The sequence below is a fragment of the Devosia sp. 2618 genome, assembly GCF_040546815.1.
Taxonomy (GTDB): Bacteria; Pseudomonadota; Alphaproteobacteria; order Rhizobiales; family Devosiaceae; genus Devosia.
The window spans coordinates 4,171,884-4,187,644 of sequence record NZ_JBEPOO010000001.1; the positions used below are offsets into that span (position 1 = coordinate 4,171,884).

General features: G+C 61.3%; 20 protein-coding genes and 1 tRNA gene. 15 read left to right on the top strand and 6 right to left on the bottom strand.

Going from position 1 to position 15,761, the window contains the following annotated elements:
• Window positions 1-82: 82 nt before the first annotated feature.
• Together ABIE28_RS20660 and ABIE28_RS20665 are read left to right on the top strand one after the other, a co-directional pair.
• The gene (locus tag ABIE28_RS20660; RefSeq protein WP_354066283.1) at window positions 83-1,036 is read left to right on the top strand and encodes an NAD-dependent epimerase/dehydratase family protein; all 954 of its coding nucleotides are present in this window, start codon (window positions 83-85) and stop codon (window positions 1,034-1,036) included.
• Window positions 1,037-1,049: 13 nt separating this feature from the next.
• Entirely contained in the window at window positions 1,050-1,424 is a 375-nt protein-coding gene (locus tag ABIE28_RS20665) for a DUF4260 domain-containing protein (RefSeq protein ID WP_354066284.1), read from the top strand.
• Here ABIE28_RS20665 and gluQRS read toward each other — a convergent pair.
• The gene (gene gluQRS / locus ABIE28_RS20670) at window positions 1,421-2,278 is read right to left on the bottom strand and encodes a tRNA glutamyl-Q(34) synthetase GluQRS (protein ID WP_354066285.1); all 858 of its coding nucleotides are present in this window, start codon (window positions 2,276-2,278) and stop codon (window positions 1,421-1,423) included. The genes ABIE28_RS20665 and gluQRS overlap by 4 nt on opposite strands.
• Window positions 2,279-2,291: 13 nt before the next feature.
• On the opposite strand from gluQRS, the gene ABIE28_RS20675 reads away from it, so the two are divergent.
• From ABIE28_RS20675 to ABIE28_RS20705, 7 genes are all read left to right on the top strand, one after another.
• Window positions 2,292-2,951 carry a DNA-3-methyladenine glycosylase family protein gene (locus tag ABIE28_RS20675; protein WP_354066286.1) on the top strand — a complete coding sequence of 220 codons (660 nt, stop codon included), beginning with the start codon at window positions 2,292-2,294 and terminating at the stop codon, window positions 2,949-2,951.
• A 12-nt stretch (window positions 2,952-2,963) separates the two neighbouring features.
• Window positions 2,964-4,046 (top strand): helix-turn-helix transcriptional regulator, encoded by a 1,083-nt coding sequence (locus tag ABIE28_RS20680; RefSeq protein WP_354066287.1) that lies wholly within the window; start codon window positions 2,964-2,966, stop codon window positions 4,044-4,046.
• A 127-nt stretch (window positions 4,047-4,173) separates the two neighbouring features.
• Window positions 4,174-4,980, top strand: coding sequence for an outer membrane protein (locus ABIE28_RS20685; RefSeq protein ID WP_354066288.1), 807 nt, complete (start codon window positions 4,174-4,176; stop codon window positions 4,978-4,980).
• 107 nt (window positions 4,981-5,087) lie between these two features.
• Window positions 5,088-5,750, top strand: a complete 663-nt coding sequence (locus ABIE28_RS20690) for an alpha/beta hydrolase (RefSeq protein WP_354066289.1) — start codon at window positions 5,088-5,090, stop codon at window positions 5,748-5,750.
• Window positions 5,751-5,839: 89 nt separating this feature from the next.
• The gene (locus ABIE28_RS20695) at window positions 5,840-6,397 is read left to right on the top strand and encodes an HNH endonuclease (protein ID WP_354066290.1); all 558 of its coding nucleotides are present in this window, start codon (window positions 5,840-5,842) and stop codon (window positions 6,395-6,397) included.
• 59 nt (window positions 6,398-6,456) lie between these two features.
• A complete protein-coding gene (locus tag ABIE28_RS20700) occupies window positions 6,457-6,723 on the top strand; it encodes a type II toxin-antitoxin system ParD family antitoxin (RefSeq protein ID WP_354066291.1) in 267 nt (88 codons plus the stop codon).
• Window positions 6,723-7,019, top strand: a complete 297-nt coding sequence (locus tag ABIE28_RS20705; RefSeq protein WP_354066292.1) for a type II toxin-antitoxin system RelE/ParE family toxin — start codon at window positions 6,723-6,725, stop codon at window positions 7,017-7,019. The genes ABIE28_RS20700 and ABIE28_RS20705 overlap by 1 nt, the downstream gene beginning before the upstream one ends.
• Here the strand turns inward: ABIE28_RS20705 and ABIE28_RS20710 are convergent.
• The 4 genes from ABIE28_RS20710 to ABIE28_RS20725 all read right to left on the bottom strand — a co-directional run bounded on the left by ABIE28_RS20710 (window position 7,016) and on the right by ABIE28_RS20725 (window position 10,645).
• Window positions 7,016-7,525: a disulfide bond formation protein B gene (locus ABIE28_RS20710; RefSeq protein ID WP_354066293.1), complete on the bottom strand. Its 510-nt coding sequence runs from the start codon at window positions 7,523-7,525 to the stop codon at window positions 7,016-7,018. The two genes, ABIE28_RS20705 and ABIE28_RS20710, sit on opposite strands and share 4 nt — an antisense overlap.
• A gap of 83 nt (window positions 7,526-7,608) precedes the next feature.
• The gene (locus ABIE28_RS20715; RefSeq protein WP_354066294.1) at window positions 7,609-8,442 is read right to left on the bottom strand and encodes a DUF72 domain-containing protein; all 834 of its coding nucleotides are present in this window, start codon (window positions 8,440-8,442) and stop codon (window positions 7,609-7,611) included.
• Between the two features lie 121 nt (window positions 8,443-8,563).
• Window positions 8,564-9,244 carry an outer membrane protein gene (locus tag ABIE28_RS20720; RefSeq protein WP_354066295.1) on the bottom strand — a complete coding sequence of 227 codons (681 nt, stop codon included), beginning with the start codon at window positions 9,242-9,244 and terminating at the stop codon, window positions 8,564-8,566.
• 246 nt (window positions 9,245-9,490) lie between these two features.
• Window positions 9,491-10,645 carry a D-alanyl-D-alanine carboxypeptidase family protein gene (locus ABIE28_RS20725; RefSeq protein ID WP_354066296.1) on the bottom strand — a complete coding sequence of 385 codons (1,155 nt, stop codon included), beginning with the start codon at window positions 10,643-10,645 and terminating at the stop codon, window positions 9,491-9,493.
• A gap of 163 nt (window positions 10,646-10,808) precedes the next feature.
• Between ABIE28_RS20725 and ABIE28_RS20730 the strand changes: the two genes are divergently transcribed.
• From ABIE28_RS20730 to aac(3), 3 genes are all read left to right on the top strand, one after another.
• Window positions 10,809-11,378, top strand: coding sequence for a DJ-1/PfpI family protein (locus ABIE28_RS20730; RefSeq protein ID WP_354066297.1), 570 nt, complete (start codon window positions 10,809-10,811; stop codon window positions 11,376-11,378).
• A gap of 91 nt (window positions 11,379-11,469) precedes the next feature.
• The gene (locus ABIE28_RS20735; RefSeq protein ID WP_354066298.1) at window positions 11,470-11,889 is read left to right on the top strand and encodes a winged helix-turn-helix transcriptional regulator; all 420 of its coding nucleotides are present in this window, start codon (window positions 11,470-11,472) and stop codon (window positions 11,887-11,889) included.
• A 4-nt stretch (window positions 11,890-11,893) separates the two neighbouring features.
• Window positions 11,894-12,667: an aminoglycoside 3-N-acetyltransferase gene (gene aac(3) / locus ABIE28_RS20740; protein WP_354066299.1), complete on the top strand. Its 774-nt coding sequence runs from the start codon at window positions 11,894-11,896 to the stop codon at window positions 12,665-12,667.
• A 130-nt stretch (window positions 12,668-12,797) separates the two neighbouring features.
• Here the strand turns inward: aac(3) and ABIE28_RS20745 are convergent, their stop codons facing one another.
• Window positions 12,798-14,156 (bottom strand): MATE family efflux transporter, encoded by a 1,359-nt coding sequence (locus ABIE28_RS20745; RefSeq protein ID WP_354066300.1) that lies wholly within the window; start codon window positions 14,154-14,156, stop codon window positions 12,798-12,800.
• 435 nt (window positions 14,157-14,591) lie between these two features.
• On the opposite strand from ABIE28_RS20745, the gene ABIE28_RS20750 reads away from it, so the two are divergent.
• The 3 genes from ABIE28_RS20750 (at window position 14,592) to ABIE28_RS20760 (ending at window position 15,743) form a co-directional block, all read left to right on the top strand.
• The gene (locus ABIE28_RS20750) at window positions 14,592-15,314 is read left to right on the top strand and encodes an AzlC family ABC transporter permease (protein ID WP_354066301.1); all 723 of its coding nucleotides are present in this window, start codon (window positions 14,592-14,594) and stop codon (window positions 15,312-15,314) included.
• Window positions 15,304-15,606, top strand: coding sequence for an AzlD family protein (locus tag ABIE28_RS20755; RefSeq protein ID WP_354066302.1), 303 nt, complete (start codon window positions 15,304-15,306; stop codon window positions 15,604-15,606). Before ABIE28_RS20750 ends, ABIE28_RS20755 begins: the two co-directional genes overlap by 11 nt.
• Window positions 15,607-15,659: 53 nt before the next feature.
• Window positions 15,660-15,743 (top strand) — tRNA-Leu (locus ABIE28_RS20760).
• Window positions 15,744-15,761: the final 18 nt, after the last annotated feature.

Genomic DNA, 15,761 nt, shown 5'->3' on the forward strand with positions numbered 1-15,761 from the left:
AATGTCTGACCCCTGATTTTGGCGAATGGATATACGTTATCGTCGAGCGCAACATGATGTCCATCGAGAACAGGAGAACATCATGTCCAAGGGAAGCGTTACGGTTCTGGGAAGCAACGGCCATCTCGGCAATGCCGCGATGTGGGGTTTTCGCGACGCCGGCTGGTCCGTCACCGGCCTCGGACGCACCAATCGCCGCCCGGTGCCAGACACCGCATTCATCGCCGGTGATGCCGACGATATCGCGGTGGTTCGTGCCGCCATCGCCGATGCCGATGTGGTCGTTTACGGGTTGCATCTGCCTTACGACAAATGGGGCGCTGGTCGTGCCGAAGCCCAGCTTCAGGTGGTGATCGACGCCATGGCGGGCAGCGGCAAGACGCTGATGTTTCCTGGCACAATCTACAATTACAGCGCCGGTGACCGGACGCTGTCGCCGAGCCTGCGCCAGAAGGCCGAAGCGCCACGCGGCGATATCCGCATCACGCTCGAACGCATGCTCAAGGACGCGGCCCTGGCCGGGCAGTTTCAGACCATCATCTTGCGTGCCGGCGATTTCTACGGTCCGGGCAATCGCAGCGAATGGTTCGAACAAGCCATTTTGATGGATCAGGCCAAGGGCAAAGTGCATCACCTCGGCGATCTCAACCTGCGCCACAGCTGGGCCTATCTACCGGACCTCGGCAAGGCTTTCGCCATGCTGGCCGAGCGCCGGGCTGAGCTGGGCAGCTTTGAGAACTTCCACTTTGCCGGCAATTGGGTGTCGCATGGCCAGATGATGGCGGCGATCAATGCTGCGGTGGAGCACCCGCTCAAGGTCACGCCGATGGCGTGGTGGGTGCTGGGCGCCATGGGGCTGGTCAACCCGATGATGCGCGACATCTATCGCATGCGCTATCTGTGGCAGAACGAGATGGAGCTGGTCGACCCGCGCCTCGATGTCCTGCTGGGCGCAGGCTTTGCCACCCCGTTCGAAGATGCGGTGGCGGCAACAGTCACCGAACTGGTCGATAGCGCGGGCGCCAAGGCCGCCTGAAGGAGCAATTGAGATGACCCATTTTGTGCGGTGGCAGCGTGTTGAAGGTCTGCTGATATTGCTCGCCGGGCTGGTGATTGCCTGGCAGGTCGATAGCAGTCTGGCCTGGTGGGCGGCGTTGCTGCTGTTCTTTGCGCCAGACCTGAGCTTTCTAGGCTATGGCCTCGGCCCGAAGTTGGGCGGCGCGATCTACAATAGTGTTCACGTCTATGCGTTCGGCGTCATCGTGCTCGCCGCCGGCATGGTCCTCGCCATGCCATTCGTCGCGGCGATGGGCGCCCTCTGGTTCTCCCATTGCGGCTTTGACCGGGCGCTTGGCTATGGCCTCAAATCACCCGAGAGCTTTTCCGACACCCATCTCGGACGCATCGGCAAACACAAGCCTTAGAGCCCGACCGCGCGCCGCACATCGTCTGGCGTCCAACCCTTGGCTCGGAGATCCGTAAGGGTTTCCGAGCCTTTCGATTTGGCGAGCTTTTTGCCCTCGTCATCGAGGATCAGCTTGTGAAAATTGTAGATCGGCGAGGGCAGGCCAAGCAGCATTTGCAGCAGCGCATGGATATCGGTCGCCGCTTCCATGTCCCGGCCGCGCGTCACGTGGGTAATGGCTTGCGCCGCGTCGTCCACCACAACGCTCAGGTGATAGCTGGTCGGCGTGCCCTTGCGCTGCAGCACCACATCGCCCCAGCGTTCGGGCCGCGCGTGGCGGATTTGCGGGCGGTCGGTCACCAACGGGCCAACGACCGAAAATGTCAGCATGCCGACGCGGTCCATGGCGCGTTCCGTATCGAGGCGAAACTGCACCGGATCGCCGCGCTCCAGCCGCTCGATCTGCTCGCCGCGATCAAGATGGCGGCACGTGCCGGGATAGAGCGGCGCGCCGTCCGGGTCGCTGCCCTCGGCGCTCGCCGCAATATCGCTGCGTGAACAAAAGCACGGATAGAGCAGGTTTTCGTCGCGCAGCACATTGCCGGCTTCGGCATAGGCGTCGAGCCGGTCGGACTGCTGCATCACCGGTTGCGGCCAGTCGAGGCCCAGCCAATGCAGATCGTCAAAGATCGCCGTGACAAAATCGGGTTTACTGCGTTCGGCATCAATGTCTTCGATCCGCAGCAAAGCGGTGCCACCGAGCAGCTTTGCCGCGTTCCAGGTATAAAGCGCGGAATAGGCGTGGCCGAGATGCAGCCGCCCATTGGGGCTAGGCGCAAAGCGAAGGACAGAACTGGATGATGAATTTGGCACGAGGCGTTTCTACATGACTGGCCTGCTCGCGTCACCGCGTCTCGATAGCGTCGAAGCCATCGCCGCCCATATCGATCTGCTCGTCGGCATGGACCCGCGTCTCGCCACAGTCCGCGACCGGGCAGGGCCGGTGCAGCCGCGTATCACCCAGCCGGGCTTTGTTGGTATCGCCAAGGTGATCTGCGGCCAGCAATTGTCGGTTGCCAGCGCGCGGGCGATCTGGTCGCGCTATGAACTGCTGCCGGGTGCGCTCGATCCGGTGACCTATCTGGCGCTGAGCGAAGAAGACGTGCGGGCGACCGGGTTTTCCGGCGGCAAGTTCCGGACGGTGCGGGTGATCGCCGAGGCGATGGCGGCGGGGGACCTCGATTTCGACCACCTCGAAACGCTCCCTGCCGATGACGCCGTCGCCTATCTCGTCGCCCATAAAGGCATAGGGCCGTGGACGGCGCAGGTCTATCTGATGTTCTGTGCCGGCCATCCCGACGTCTTTCCGGCCGGCGATCTGGCTTTGCTCAAGGCCGTGCAGCATGGGCTCGGACTTGACGCGCGTCCAACCATCGCGGCAATGTCCGTTATTGCTGAATTCTGGTCGCCCTATCGCTCTGCGGCGGCATTACTCTTCTGGCGCTATTTTGCAGTTTTGCGAGACCGCGATGGCATTTTGCTATGAGGGCCGAAACGCGTGAGCGTTGTCGATAGAATTTACGAAGCCGCTTTTGTGCCCGAGATGTGGCCGAAGGCGCTCGCCGAAATTACCGACCTCAGCAGTTCTTCGTCTGGTGCGATGTTAATCGTCGACCGTCGGCTGCCCCCACTCTATTCGGCCACCGAAAATGTAACTGATACGCTGGAGGCCTTCGCACAGTCACCGGGCTGGTATGATAATTCGCGACTGCATAGAATTCAACGCAAGAATTATTCCGGTTTTCTTGAAGTCAGCGAGTTCTCGACCGAAGAAGAACGTCGGCTCGACAAGTCGCAGCAGCATATGGAAAGCCTGGGCATAAGCTGGCAAATCGGGTCTGCAGTGTTGATGCCGGGCGGTGAGACGGTGTTGTTCACCTTCGAACGCATGTTGGGCATGGCCCGATTTTCACCCGAGGATGTGGCGCTGTTTAACGATTTGCGACCGCATCTTGCCCGCGCCAGCCTGATGGCGGCGCGCCTTAAGCTCGAGCGCGCACAGGCCAGTGTCGATGCGATGGATGCGATGGGTGTTCCCGCCGCCGTGATCCTGCCGTCTGGCGTGGTCATCACGACAAATACGCTGTTCGAGCAACTGGGTGATGTGCTGCGGCCTGCAGCTTTCGGGCGCCTGATGGCGCGTGACCGGCAGGCCAACCGGCTGCTACAGGCGGCAATTCCCGGGGGTGATCAGGGTTTTGCACCGCAAACACGCTCCATCCCTATGCAACTTTATGACGGCGAAAGAGCTATCGTCGTCCATGTCATTCCCCTGCACCGCTCGGCCAGCGATGTGTTTGACCGGGGTGCCGCTTTGGTCGCCGTAACCGGATATTCTGTTGAGGGTAACACGCCCTCCGACGCCGTTTTGCGGGGCTTGTTCGACCTTTCTCCCGCCGAAGCAGGCATTGCTACCGATCTGTCCTCTGGTCAAGCCATCAAGGACATCGCCACCCAGCGCGGCGTCGCGGTCTCCACCGTACGCACCCATCTGGCGCAGATTTTCCGCAAGACGGGTACCAGCCAGCAGGGGCAGCTGATCGCACTGCTCAAAGGCATCAGCGGCTATCCAGTGCCCTAGCCGTCGTGTCCGGTGTGGCTCCCAAACCACAATCGGCCATTCCATCCATCTCCTCTCCATCAAATGAATGATGTGCCCATTGCACGCTTGCCCGAACCTGCTCCCCAAGCAAATCGGGAGAATGGCTGTGCGACTGAAGAATTTGGGTCTGGCGGGTGGGTTGGTGAGCGTGCTGGCGTTGGGCGGGAGCGCTGTGGCGCAGGAAACGACCGACTGGACCGGCTTTTATGCCGGCATTTTTGGCGGCTATGGTCTTGATAGCGACAGCTCGTCGGGTAGTTCCATTGGTCCGGCGAGCATCACAATTGGCGGCACTGCGCTAGACGGTTCGCTTGCGTCGTCCACTGGCCGTATTGATGGTATCTTCGGCGGGGCAACCGCCGGCTACAATTATCAGCACAACAACATCGTCTTCGGCGTCGAGGGCAATGTCGGCCTCGGACAGCTGGGGCAAACCAATAGCTCCGATCTATCAGTGAGCTTTGCGGGCGGCGGCAACTCCGTTTCACTCAATTCTTCGGAGCGGACGCAGTATGATATCAATTGGTATAGCAGTCTGGTCGGACGCTTAGGCCTGGCCCATGGCAGCTGGCTTTTCACTCTCAAGGGCGGTGTTGTGCTGGCTGATGCATCCGTCGATGCCACGTCACGTCTGATCGTCGAAGACCCCAACAATGTGATCGGTATCGCCCCCGGCATTGATGTTCCCGGCAGCTCGAATGCGTCACAGGTTCTGGTCGGTACGACTTTCGGCTTTGGTGCCGAAACCATGATCGCCGACAATGTCTCGATCGGGGCTGAATATGCCTATGTCGCACTGCCCGATCTGTCGGCGCCCTCGCCCGGCATTGGCGGGCTGCTCGGTGGCGGTGGTGGCTCGACCTTTGGCGGCGGCATTCACCAGATCAAGGCCAGCCTCAATTACCATTTCTGACTTAACTTGGCCCGGGAACGACCTCCATCCCGGGCCTTTCTTTGGCGTTGCGCCAACAAGTGTGCTAGCCCCAAGGCAGTTCAGAAATCTGCTGAGGTCCAGCTCAAGTGTCGATTAAACTCTCCGGCCCCATGTTGCCACCGGTTTCCGGTGGCGCACCCAAACAGGCCGTTGTGCTGCTGCATGGCTATGGCAGCGATGGCAATGATCTGATCGGCCTTGCGCCGCACTGGCAGGGTCTGCTGCCCGACGCAGTGTTTATTTCGCCTAATGCGCCCGAGCAGTGCCGCCAAATGGCATCGGGCTATCAGTGGTTCGACATTGCTTTTGAGGGCGACCGGCTGGCTAGCCGCCAGATCGGCGTCGTCAACGCGCGGCCCGTGCTGGTCGAATTTCTCAACGACCTCTGGAGCCAGAGCGGCATCACGCCGGACAACACCATTCTGGTCGGCTTCAGCCAGGGCGCCATGATGGCGCTGCATGTGGGACTGTCGCTCGAAACGCCGCTGATGGGCATTATCGCTTTTTCCGGCGCTTTCGTGCCGCCCGAAGGGTTTGGCGAAACGCTGATGGCCAAGAGCCCGGTCTGCCTCGTGCATGGCGATATGGACGGGGTGGTCGATCCCGAACTCAGTGCCGATGCCGATGTGGCACTGCGGCTGGCTGGCTACGATGTCAGCTACCACGTCAGCCCCGGTGTCGGGCACGGTATTGCGCCGGACGGGCTGGCTTTTGCCTCTGAGTTCATCACGCGAATTTCACATAAATAAGCCTTACGCCCCCGCTTCACAGCCCTGACACAAAGGGCCTAGTATAAGGGGGCTATGGACTTACTCGATTCCCGATCCGGGAGACTCTAGTGACCATCCACGTGTCGCCTGAGGCCTGTCCCGCGCTTGTGTTGAACGCCGATTTTCGGCCGCTCAGCTATTACCCGTTATCGCTCTGGTCGTGGCAGGACGCGATCAAGGCGGTGTGTCTCGATCGGGTCAATATCGTCAGTCTCTACGACACGGTCATCCACTCGCCCAGCTTCGAAATGCGGCTGCCCAGCGTCGTGTCGCTCAAGGATTATGTTAAGCCCGCGCGCCATCCGGCGTTCACCCGCTTTAACGTCTTCCTGCGCGATCACTTCCAGTGCCAATACTGCGGCGCCAAGGATGATCTGACCTTCGATCACGTCATTCCGCGCTCCAAGGGCGGGCTGACGACCTGGGATAATGTCGTGGCTGCCTGTGCGCCATGCAATCTGCGCAAGGCCAACCGGATGCCCAGCGAAATCCGCATGTTCCCGCATCAGGCACCGTATCACCCGACGGTGCATGACCTGCACAATAATGGCCGGGCCTTCCCGCCCAACCATCTGCATCAGAGTTGGCTCGATTACCTCTACTGGGATATCGAACTGGAGCCGTGATCCTTGCAGCTTTCGCGTCCAATAACTATTATTGGTGGCACTAGATCGTGGAGGCAGCAATGGCCATCAGCGCGGAACTGGGCGAAAATCTCGAAAAGGTCGTGGCCGACCTCGTCGAAAACGGCCGCTACAACTCCAAAAGCGAAGTGCTGCGCGAAGGCGTACGGCTCGTGCAGGAGCGCGAGGCGCGGTTCAAGGAATTGTCTGCCCTAATTCAAGAAGGCGAGGATGATATCGCCGCCGGCAGGGTGTACCCGGCTGATGAGGTTTTCGACCGAGTTCGAGAAGCTATTGCGAAAGTTGCGGCTGCAAAGAAAGCTTCGTGATGCGAGTGCAGATTTCAGGCGTCGCAGAGCGCGACCTTCTGAATATCGCCTTGTATATCGCTGCCGATAACCCTGAACGAGCCTTCAGTTTTGTCGATGAGTTGCAAGCGTCCTGCAGGGGCCTTGGGGACGGCCCGCTGCGTTTTGCGCTTATTCCCGGCTTTGAGAAGCGCGAATTTCGTCGGCGGACTCACGGCCGGTACGCCATCATCTACCGTGTCGAAGATGACGTGATCCGTGTCGTACGTATTCTATCATCTTCTATGGATCTGAAGTCGGTGCTCGACGACCACTAAACCCGCTTGCCCCGGCGCGTTTGGGCCCAGATCGAAATGCCCAACAGAACCACGATGGCAACCGAGATCAGTGCGTTGTAGCCGGCGAGTGAAATGCCGAGGAAACGGAACTGCACGACGTCGCAGCCGATGACCGGGGTCAGGTTGCTGAGCGCATTGAAGTCCATCATCTCGCCGACGCCAGTGCAGGCGGTTGGGCCGGGCCAGAAGCCCCATTCGACGCCCGCGTGGTAGCCGCCCATATAGGCGCCCCAGACGAAAATGGCGATGACGATGGCCATGGCCACATACCATACAGCCAATGGCAGACGGTTCCATAGTACCAGGATCGCGAGCAGGATCGGCAGGCCGTAATAATAAGACAGCCGCTGTTCGAGGCACAGTTCGCACGGCACCAGTCGGCCAATATATTGTGAGCCCAGTGCGCCCAGAATGGTGGCGAGGCCCAGGACAAAAGCGAGGCCTGCCGACTTCTTGTCGAGCGGCTGGAAAATCGATGCGGCCATGGTTTGGACTTTCAGATGACGCTGCAGTTCGGATGTGGATAGACCGCGATTGCGGCAAATTCCAGCGCTTAAACAGGCTGTGATCAATCACCCGCCAAGGTGATGCCAGCCGCCTGCCGCAGGGCAATGGCATTGTCTGGCGCGTGCAATTTGTCCTCGTGCACGAAGTAGGCAAAGACGTCCTTGCCGCCATCCGCCCAGCCTTTGACCGTTTTGGCCCAGTCGGCAATGTCGCCGGTCTGATAGCCTTGCCCATCACCGTGAGCGGGGCCCTGCAGGCGGCAATAGGCGAAATCGGCGGTCAGTTCGCGCGATGGATTTTCGGCGGTATCGGCGATGACGCGGGCCACATTGTGCTCGGCAAGCAGGGCCGCGACTTCAGGATTGTCGAAGCTGGCATTGCGCAGTTCGATCGCGTGCCGAATGACGCTGACCCCGGCCACGTCGAGATAGGGCGCCGACTTCAGCCGCGCATCGGACTTGCCGGCGAGCGCCACGTATTCGGACGTGGTCTTGGGCAGCAGGGCGAGGAAGCTCGCAAGCACGTCACGGTCATAGCTGACATTGGGCGGCAGTTGCCAGACGAAGGGTCCGAGCTTTGCGCCCAATGCCAGCGGACCCGAGGCAAAGAAATTGGCGAGCTCGATTTCGCAATTCTTGAGCCGCTTGATGTGGGTCACCAGTTGCGGGCCCTTGATCGAGAACACGAAGCCGTCGCGCGCTTCGCCGGCCCATTTGGCAAAGCTTTCCGGCTTCTGGTTGGCGCGGAAGGTGGCGTTGATTTCGATGCTGCCGAGGCGCGAACTGGCATAGGCCAGCTCTTTTTTCTGCACGAGGCCATCGGGATAAAAGCTGCCGCGCCAGGGTTCAAATACCCAACCGGCCGTTCCCGTGCGGATCGCGCCCGTCTTGCCCATGCGAAGGTCCTCAATGGCTGAAAATCTGCCGCAGTTGAGATCCTTTAATCGGCCAAGTCAATTACGGCCCCGCTTGATGCTGCAAGCGAGGCCGTGGAGGTTGATCGGTGTGACGCTAAGCCTAGAACTTATAGTTCAGGCCAGCGCGAACGACGCTGAAGCGGTGGGTCGCGTCGATGCCATTGAGGCCGCCGAGTGGGCCGGCATAGGTCTGGGTGCCGAGGTCGACATAGAGATATTCGGCCTTGAAGCTGATGTTTTCGGTGGCCTGGGCCTCAAGACCCGCGCCGACGGTCCAGCCCATATGGTTGGCCGATTCCGAAGTGGTCACATTGCCCGAGGTGACGCTCGAAGTGCCACGGCCAGCGGCAAAACCACCGGTGACATAGGGCATGACCTGACCAAAGGCGAAGCCGGCACGGCCACGGATGGTGCCGTAGAAGTCGATGCCCGACTTGAACGAACCGACATTGGCGATGTCTTCGCTATAGCCGATATTGGCCCACTGCAGGTCCGCTTCGGTGCCGAGCACGAAGCCGCCGAGATCGAGGTTGTAGCCAACCTGACCGCCGAGGCTGAAGCCGCCGCTATTGTTTTCGTGCTTTGGGCCGCCAGCGGATGGTTCACGCGTCAGCGTGCCCCAGCCGTAGCCGGCGTTCACGCCTGCGTAAAAGCCTGACCAGTTTGCGGCCGAGGTGGGGGAATAGATCGGGCTCGCGCCGCTGTTCCAGCCGAGGTCGGCCGCCTGCGCGCCAGTGGAGGCCAAAAGGATGGCGGAGAGCATGATGCCGAAACGCTTCATGGTAGTCCTCGTCTGCAATTAAGGAATAGATCGAATTTCCTGCAAAATGCGTCCGAAGAAATTAACACCGCGGTAAGGAACAAGGTTAACGCCATGTCCGTATGCATGGCTGCCGATCACAAATGCGCGGGACGGCCCAAAACAGGCAAATATGCCTAGAATTGCGGGATAATCGGGATCGTGCGGACGCGGGATCGCAAGCGTTGGTCAGCACACGATGTGGCAGGGCAGGGTTAGCGCAGAGGGTTAAAAACTCGGGCGCGGTCGCGGGAATGGGACAGTTCCAGCGGTCGCCGCAACGGGCAGGCCGGGGCGCAGGTCGACGGCAACTGCCGCTTCTGCGGTCGAAGCTGGGAAGGTCGGGTTGTGCGGTGGGCGCGGGCGCGGCAGGCTGACGCCGACGGCGAGACGACCCAGATCGGTCGCGACATAGGAATTGGCCGCGACGGTGTCGGTCAGGTAGCTCGGTTGGCCCTTGAGGCCCATCGGGAAAGCTGCTTCCTGCGCCGCGACATAGGTCTTGGCGTCCTTGCCACAGATCAGCGGGCGCATGTCGATTGGCGCGGCGCTTGGATTGTTGGCAAGCGACAACACGGTCTGGCCGGTTGGCCTTGCGTCACCCGAGAGGCCGCGCAGCACCAGTTCGGCGGCGCGCTCATTGCGATCGCGACCCGATGAGCCGCCCATGATCACGGCCATGAAGCGGCGGCCATTGCGCTCGACGGTGGCGACGAGATTGAGACCCGAGGCACAGACGAAACCGGTCTTCATGCCGGTGGTGCCGGCAAATCCGGCCAGCAGCTTGTTTTCCGATTCCAGCTTCTTGCCGTTGAGGATCACCGCGCTGGTGCCAAAGATCGGCATGTATTGCGGGAAATTCTGGCGGATATAGAGCGCCAGGATCGCCTGGTCTCGGGCCGAGGTGAACTGCTTGGGGTCATGCAGGCCGTTGGCATTGGTATAGTGCGTCGCCGTCAGGCCCATGCGCGCCGATACGTCATTCATCATCGCGACAAAGCTGGCCTCATCGCCGGCCACGGTTTCGGCAATGGCGATGGAGACGTCATTGGCCGATTTGACCAGCATGACATAGAGCGCGTCCTTCATGGTCAGCGCGCTGCCGACCGGCAGGCCGGACTTTGACGGCGCCTCGTTGAAGGCCTTGCGCGAGATGATCACCGGGGTGTCGAGCGTCACCTTGCCGAGCGCGATCTGCTCGAAGGTCACATAGGCGGTCATCATTTTGGTCAGCGATGCGGGGTGCCAGGGCTGGCCGGCATCCTGTGCGTAGAGCACTTCGAAGCTGTCCATATCGACCAGCAGCATCGGATTGGCGCGGGCAGGCGCAAGGCTCAGCAATGCCAAAACAATGACGAGGACAAGACGGCGGACAAACAACAAAATCGGACTGCTCCGGCAAGACTATCGGGATTGCGCCCCTCTTATCAGGGCGATTGTGGCATCTCAATGCAACGGGGGACAGGTGACAGGTTTTTGAACTCTGCTGACAGGATCTGTCGCGTCCGGGTCACAGATTGAGCCTCAACACGCGAGAAAAGACAAAATGACCACCTTCGTTACCATCCTTACCCACGACTATGCCGATTGGGAAACCGCTCTGATCAACGCAGCCGCGCGCTCCTACTATGGGATCGAGACCCGTTTCGCGACGCCGGGCGGCAAGCCGGTGATTTCGGCGGGCGGGCTCAACGTCACGCCCGATCTGGCGGTGGAAGACATTGACGTCAACGCCATCGACGTTCTGCTGGTCAATGGCGGCAATGCCTGGAGCAAGCCCGACGCTCCCGATGTGTCCAAGGTGCTGATTGCCGCACGCGATGCGGGCAAGACCGTGGCCGGCGTTTGCGACGGGACACTGGCGCTGGCCAGGGCCGGGCTGCTCGACGACGTCGCCCACACCTCCAACTCGGCGGAGAACCTGACGCCAACCGGGTATAAGGGCGCGGCGCTTTATCGTGACCAGCCCGATGCGGTGGTCGCCGGCAAGATCGTCACCGCGCCCGGTTCGGCGCCGGTGAGTTTCATGGGCGCCGTGATGGAAACGCTGGGCCTGCGCGACGACAATCTGAACTTTTACATCGGCCTTTATGGCGCCGAGCACAGGAAGGCCTGAGGCCTCGGAACGGCGATACACTTCAGCCCCCTAGGCACAGAAAGGAACTGTGGCTATATTTGTGCCTGAGTTACACGCTGAAAGCCGCGCCATGTCCCTGCACGATACCTCGAAATCTTCTAACTGCACCGCCATGTCCGATGTGCTCAACCGCATCGGCGACAAGTGGAGCGTGATGGTGGTGGGCATGCTGGGCCGCAATGGCACGCTGCGTTTCAACGAGCTCAAGCGCATGATCAACGGCGTGTCGCAGCGCATGCTGACGCTGACTTTGCGCAATCTGGAACGCGATGGTCTGGTCACGCGGACCATCTATCCAGAAGTGCCGCCGCGCGTTGAATATGGCCTGACCGAAATGGGCAAGACGCTCGACGGTCCGATCAGCAAGCTGTGGGACTGGTCCGCCGAAAACCACACTTCCATCATCGAAGCTCGCGCCATCTACGATGCGCGCGAGCACGCGGTGGCCGCTGCCGCCGAGCCGCGCAAGGTCGCCTACGCGCAGGGCTAGGCTCGTGTCGCTCTGGACACGATCTCAGTTGGCCGGGCACCTTTCAGCGCTGGGCCTTGAGCGAGGCGATGCGGTGCTGGTCCATGCCGGCTTGCGCGCGGTAGGCCCAATTCTGGGCGGCCCCGATGTGCTGATCGGCGCACTGGGCGATGTGGTCGGCAGTCAGGGCACGATCCTTGGCTATTGCGACTGGCAGGTCGACGCCTCGGCGCCTGAACTGCGCGCCGAAACCCCGCCATTTGATCCGCGCACCTCGCGTGCCATTCGCGACAATGGCGCCTTTCCCGAACTGCTGCGCACCACGCCCGGCGCCCGCCGCAGCGCCAGCCCCGGTGCCTCCTGCGCCGCCTTGGGCGAGCGGGCGGAGTGGTTCACCGCCGACCATGCGCTCGACTATGGCTACGGGCCGCAATCGCCCTTTGGCAAACTGGTCGCCGCTCATGGCAAGACGCTGATGCTGGGCGCGCCGCTCGACACCATGACGCTGCTGCATCATGCCGAGCATCTGGCCGATATTCCCGATAAACGCGTCCTGCGCTATGAAGCGCCGATCCTTGTCGACGGCCAAACGGTCTGGCGCTGGTTTGAGGAGTTCAACACCGGCGAGCCGGTGGTCGACGGGCTGGATGACGACTATTTCGAAGAGGTGGTCGAAGATTTCCTCACCACCGGCCAAGGCCGCCGCGGACTGATCGGCCATGCCCCAAGCGTTCTGGTGGACGCCCCGGCGGTCGTCGATTTTGCCGTCCGCTGGTTGGAACGAAGATTTGGGGGATAGGCCACCACTCCCCCAGCAAACACCATGCTGTCCTCGGACTTGATCCGAGGACCTCTCTTGGTCTGGCACCTGTTGGCAGTGGCCCTCGGATCAAGTCCGAGGGCAGCGCGGTGGGTGGGCGAGGTGAAGATCAGATCAGCGCAACGATCTTCTTTTTCTTCCAGACGAACTGATACCAGCTGGCCTGCAACACGAGCATCATGGTGAAGCTGGTGGCATAGGCGATCCAGATGCCGGTGAGGCCAAGGCTCGTCTTGCTCAGCATCACTGCGCCGGGCAGTTCGATCAGAAGGATACAGGCCAGCGACAGCACCATGGGTGCATAGACCGTGCCGCTGGCACGCATCATGCCCGAGAACACAACGCTCCAGCCAAAGCAGATCATGCTCCACAGCACCACATGCAGCAGCGTTTCGGTGAGCTGAACCACGGCCGGATCGGTGATGAACAGCGCCACCAGATGCTCGCTGAACAGGTAGGCCAGCAGCACCAGGCCGCCGGTGATGATCAGGTTCAGCGTCAGCGCGGTACGGGTAATGGCGCCGAGCTGGCCAACCTGACCGGCGCCGATCGCCTGTGCGCCAAAGATCGAGGCGGCAATGCCGATCGACATGGCCGGGAACTGGACATAGCTCATCACCTGTCCGAGGGCGCCATAGGCGGCGGTGGCGTTGGAGCCAAAGCCGTTGACCAGCCCGACAATGACAATGCCGGAAATCGACGAGATCACCATTTGCAGACCTGCCGGTACGCCCAGCTTGAGGATGAGGCCCAGCAGCTGGAAGTCCGGCCGCAGCATGGCGCCCAGCAGAACCCGGTCGGGCGCCAGCGGCATCTTGCGGGCGCGCATATAGAAAAAGAGGAACGTGAGAACACTGAGGAAGCCGGCGATAAACGCATAGGCGGCAGCATTGACGCCCAGTTGCGGCAGGCCGAACCATCCCTGGATCAGCGCAGGCGTCACCAGCAGGCTGACCACCATGGAGAGGATCAGCGAGAACAGTGGCGTCACCGTATCGCCGACGCCGCGCAGGACGGAGGTGACGACAAGGAAAATGAAAAAGCCCGGCATGCCGATTAGCACGATGCGGGCATAGCCCACCGACATGGCGCGGATGTTCTCTGGCGCGCCCAGCACGGTCAGGATCTGTTCGGTCCAGATGCCGCCGACCACAGCAACGATAAGGCCCAGCACGATGGTCGCGGCCAGCGTCGTGCCGGCGACCTTTTTGACCTTATCGACATTGCGGGCGCCCCAGGCCTGCCCGATCAGCACCGTCGAACCCGCCGACAGCCCGATGATAAAGCTCATCAGGAAGAACATGATCGGGAAGAAGGTCGCGGTCGCGGCCAGCGCTTCGACGCCAATCATCTGCCCGACATAGATCGAGTTCACGGTGCCCGAAAGCGCCTGCAGAATATTGGATGCCATAAGCGGCACGAGAAACAGGGAGAAGCGGCGCCAGAGCGGACTAGGCTGGGGAGGCATGTGAACATTCCAAGATACATCGACCAAACACGCATCACATCACAGGACCCGAAAGGCAGCGTGTGATCGGAAGCGACCGGCGCGCTGCGGGACCTGTTTACACACCAGATTTGGAATGCCGGCTGGACGGGCGCGGGAGGCATGGAAATGACACGCCCGAACCTCTACGCCTGAGCCCGAGGTGCGTCAATCTGACTTGGTTAGGAGGGGCAGCCATAGCATCAGTCGACACCCTCCCCCCTGCGGGGAGGGATCAAGGGTGGGGGTGATCACGCCGCCATCGCGTAGGCAGGGAGATACCCCCTGCCTGCTCGATCACGGACTTAGCGAAAGGCCATAGCCCATCACCCCAACAAATACCCGCCATCAGCACTTGTCATGGGCCTCGCCTGAATTCCCGATGCAAGTTTTCCGATCTGAGGCTATTGATCGGGCATGAGCACTCTCGCGCCCGCCTCCTATCGTTTCTCCGATCAGTTTTATGCTGGCGCCCGCGCCTGTATTCCGGTCTGCATTTCGGTCGCCGCCTATGGCGTGGTCTGGGGTGTGCTGGCGCGCGGCGCAGGGCTGAGCCTCTTCGAAGTCATCCTGATGAGCGGGCTGGTGTTTGCCGGTTCGGCACAGTTTGTGGCGCTCGATCTGTGGACCGCGACGCCGTCCAGCCTGCCCATCGGGCCGCTGATCCTTGCCGCCCTCATCGTCAACCTGCGCTACCTGCTGCTGACGGCGACGCTACGACCGCTATTCCGCCCCGACCAGCAGCTCAAGGGCGCGCTGATGATGGGCATTGTCTCGGACGAAACCTGGGCCATGACCGTCGGCGAGATGTCCAAGGGGCGCGGCACCATCGGCTTCCTGCTTGGCGGCGGCGTGCTGGCCTATTGCGTCTGGATGGCCACCACCGTCACCGGCCACGTGCTGGGTTCAGCTATCGATGACCCCACCAAATACGGCCTCGATTTTGCCTTCACCGCGACTTTCCTCGCCCTGCTTTTGGGCATGTGGAAGGGCAAGGGTGATCTGGTGCCGTGGATCGTGGCCGCGCTGGTCGCCATCGTCTCGGCCAAATATATCGAAGGCAGCTGGTACATTCTGATCGGCGGCATTGTCGGCAGTCTGGCCGGCGCCATCGCAGAAAGGCTGCGCCATGCTCACTAGTCCGGAAGCCCTGCTCGCCATTTTCGGCATGGCGCTGGTGACCTTTGCGGTCAAGGCCGGCGGCCTTCTGCTGGCCAATCGCCTGCCGCGCGAAGGCTTTGCCGCCTCGTGGCTGCGCCACATTCCCGGCGCCGTGCTGGCCTCGCTGGTTGCCCCGGCTCTGGTCACGGGTAGTGCCGCCGAAGTCATCGCCGCGGCGGTCACGGGGCTGGTGTTTGTGGTCAGCCGCAATCTCTTTGCCGCCATGGCATCGGGCGTGCTCGCGGTTTTTCTGGCCCGACTGGTGCTCTAGAAGCAAGACCCTGTTGCAGGAAAACGCGCGCTGGGTTAGAGACCAATCCGCGTGCCCCTCTGGCGGAATGGTAGACGCAGAGGACTCAAAATCCTCCGTCGCAAGACGTGCCGGTTCGAGTCCGGCGGGGGGCACCAATTCATCTCACATCGTTG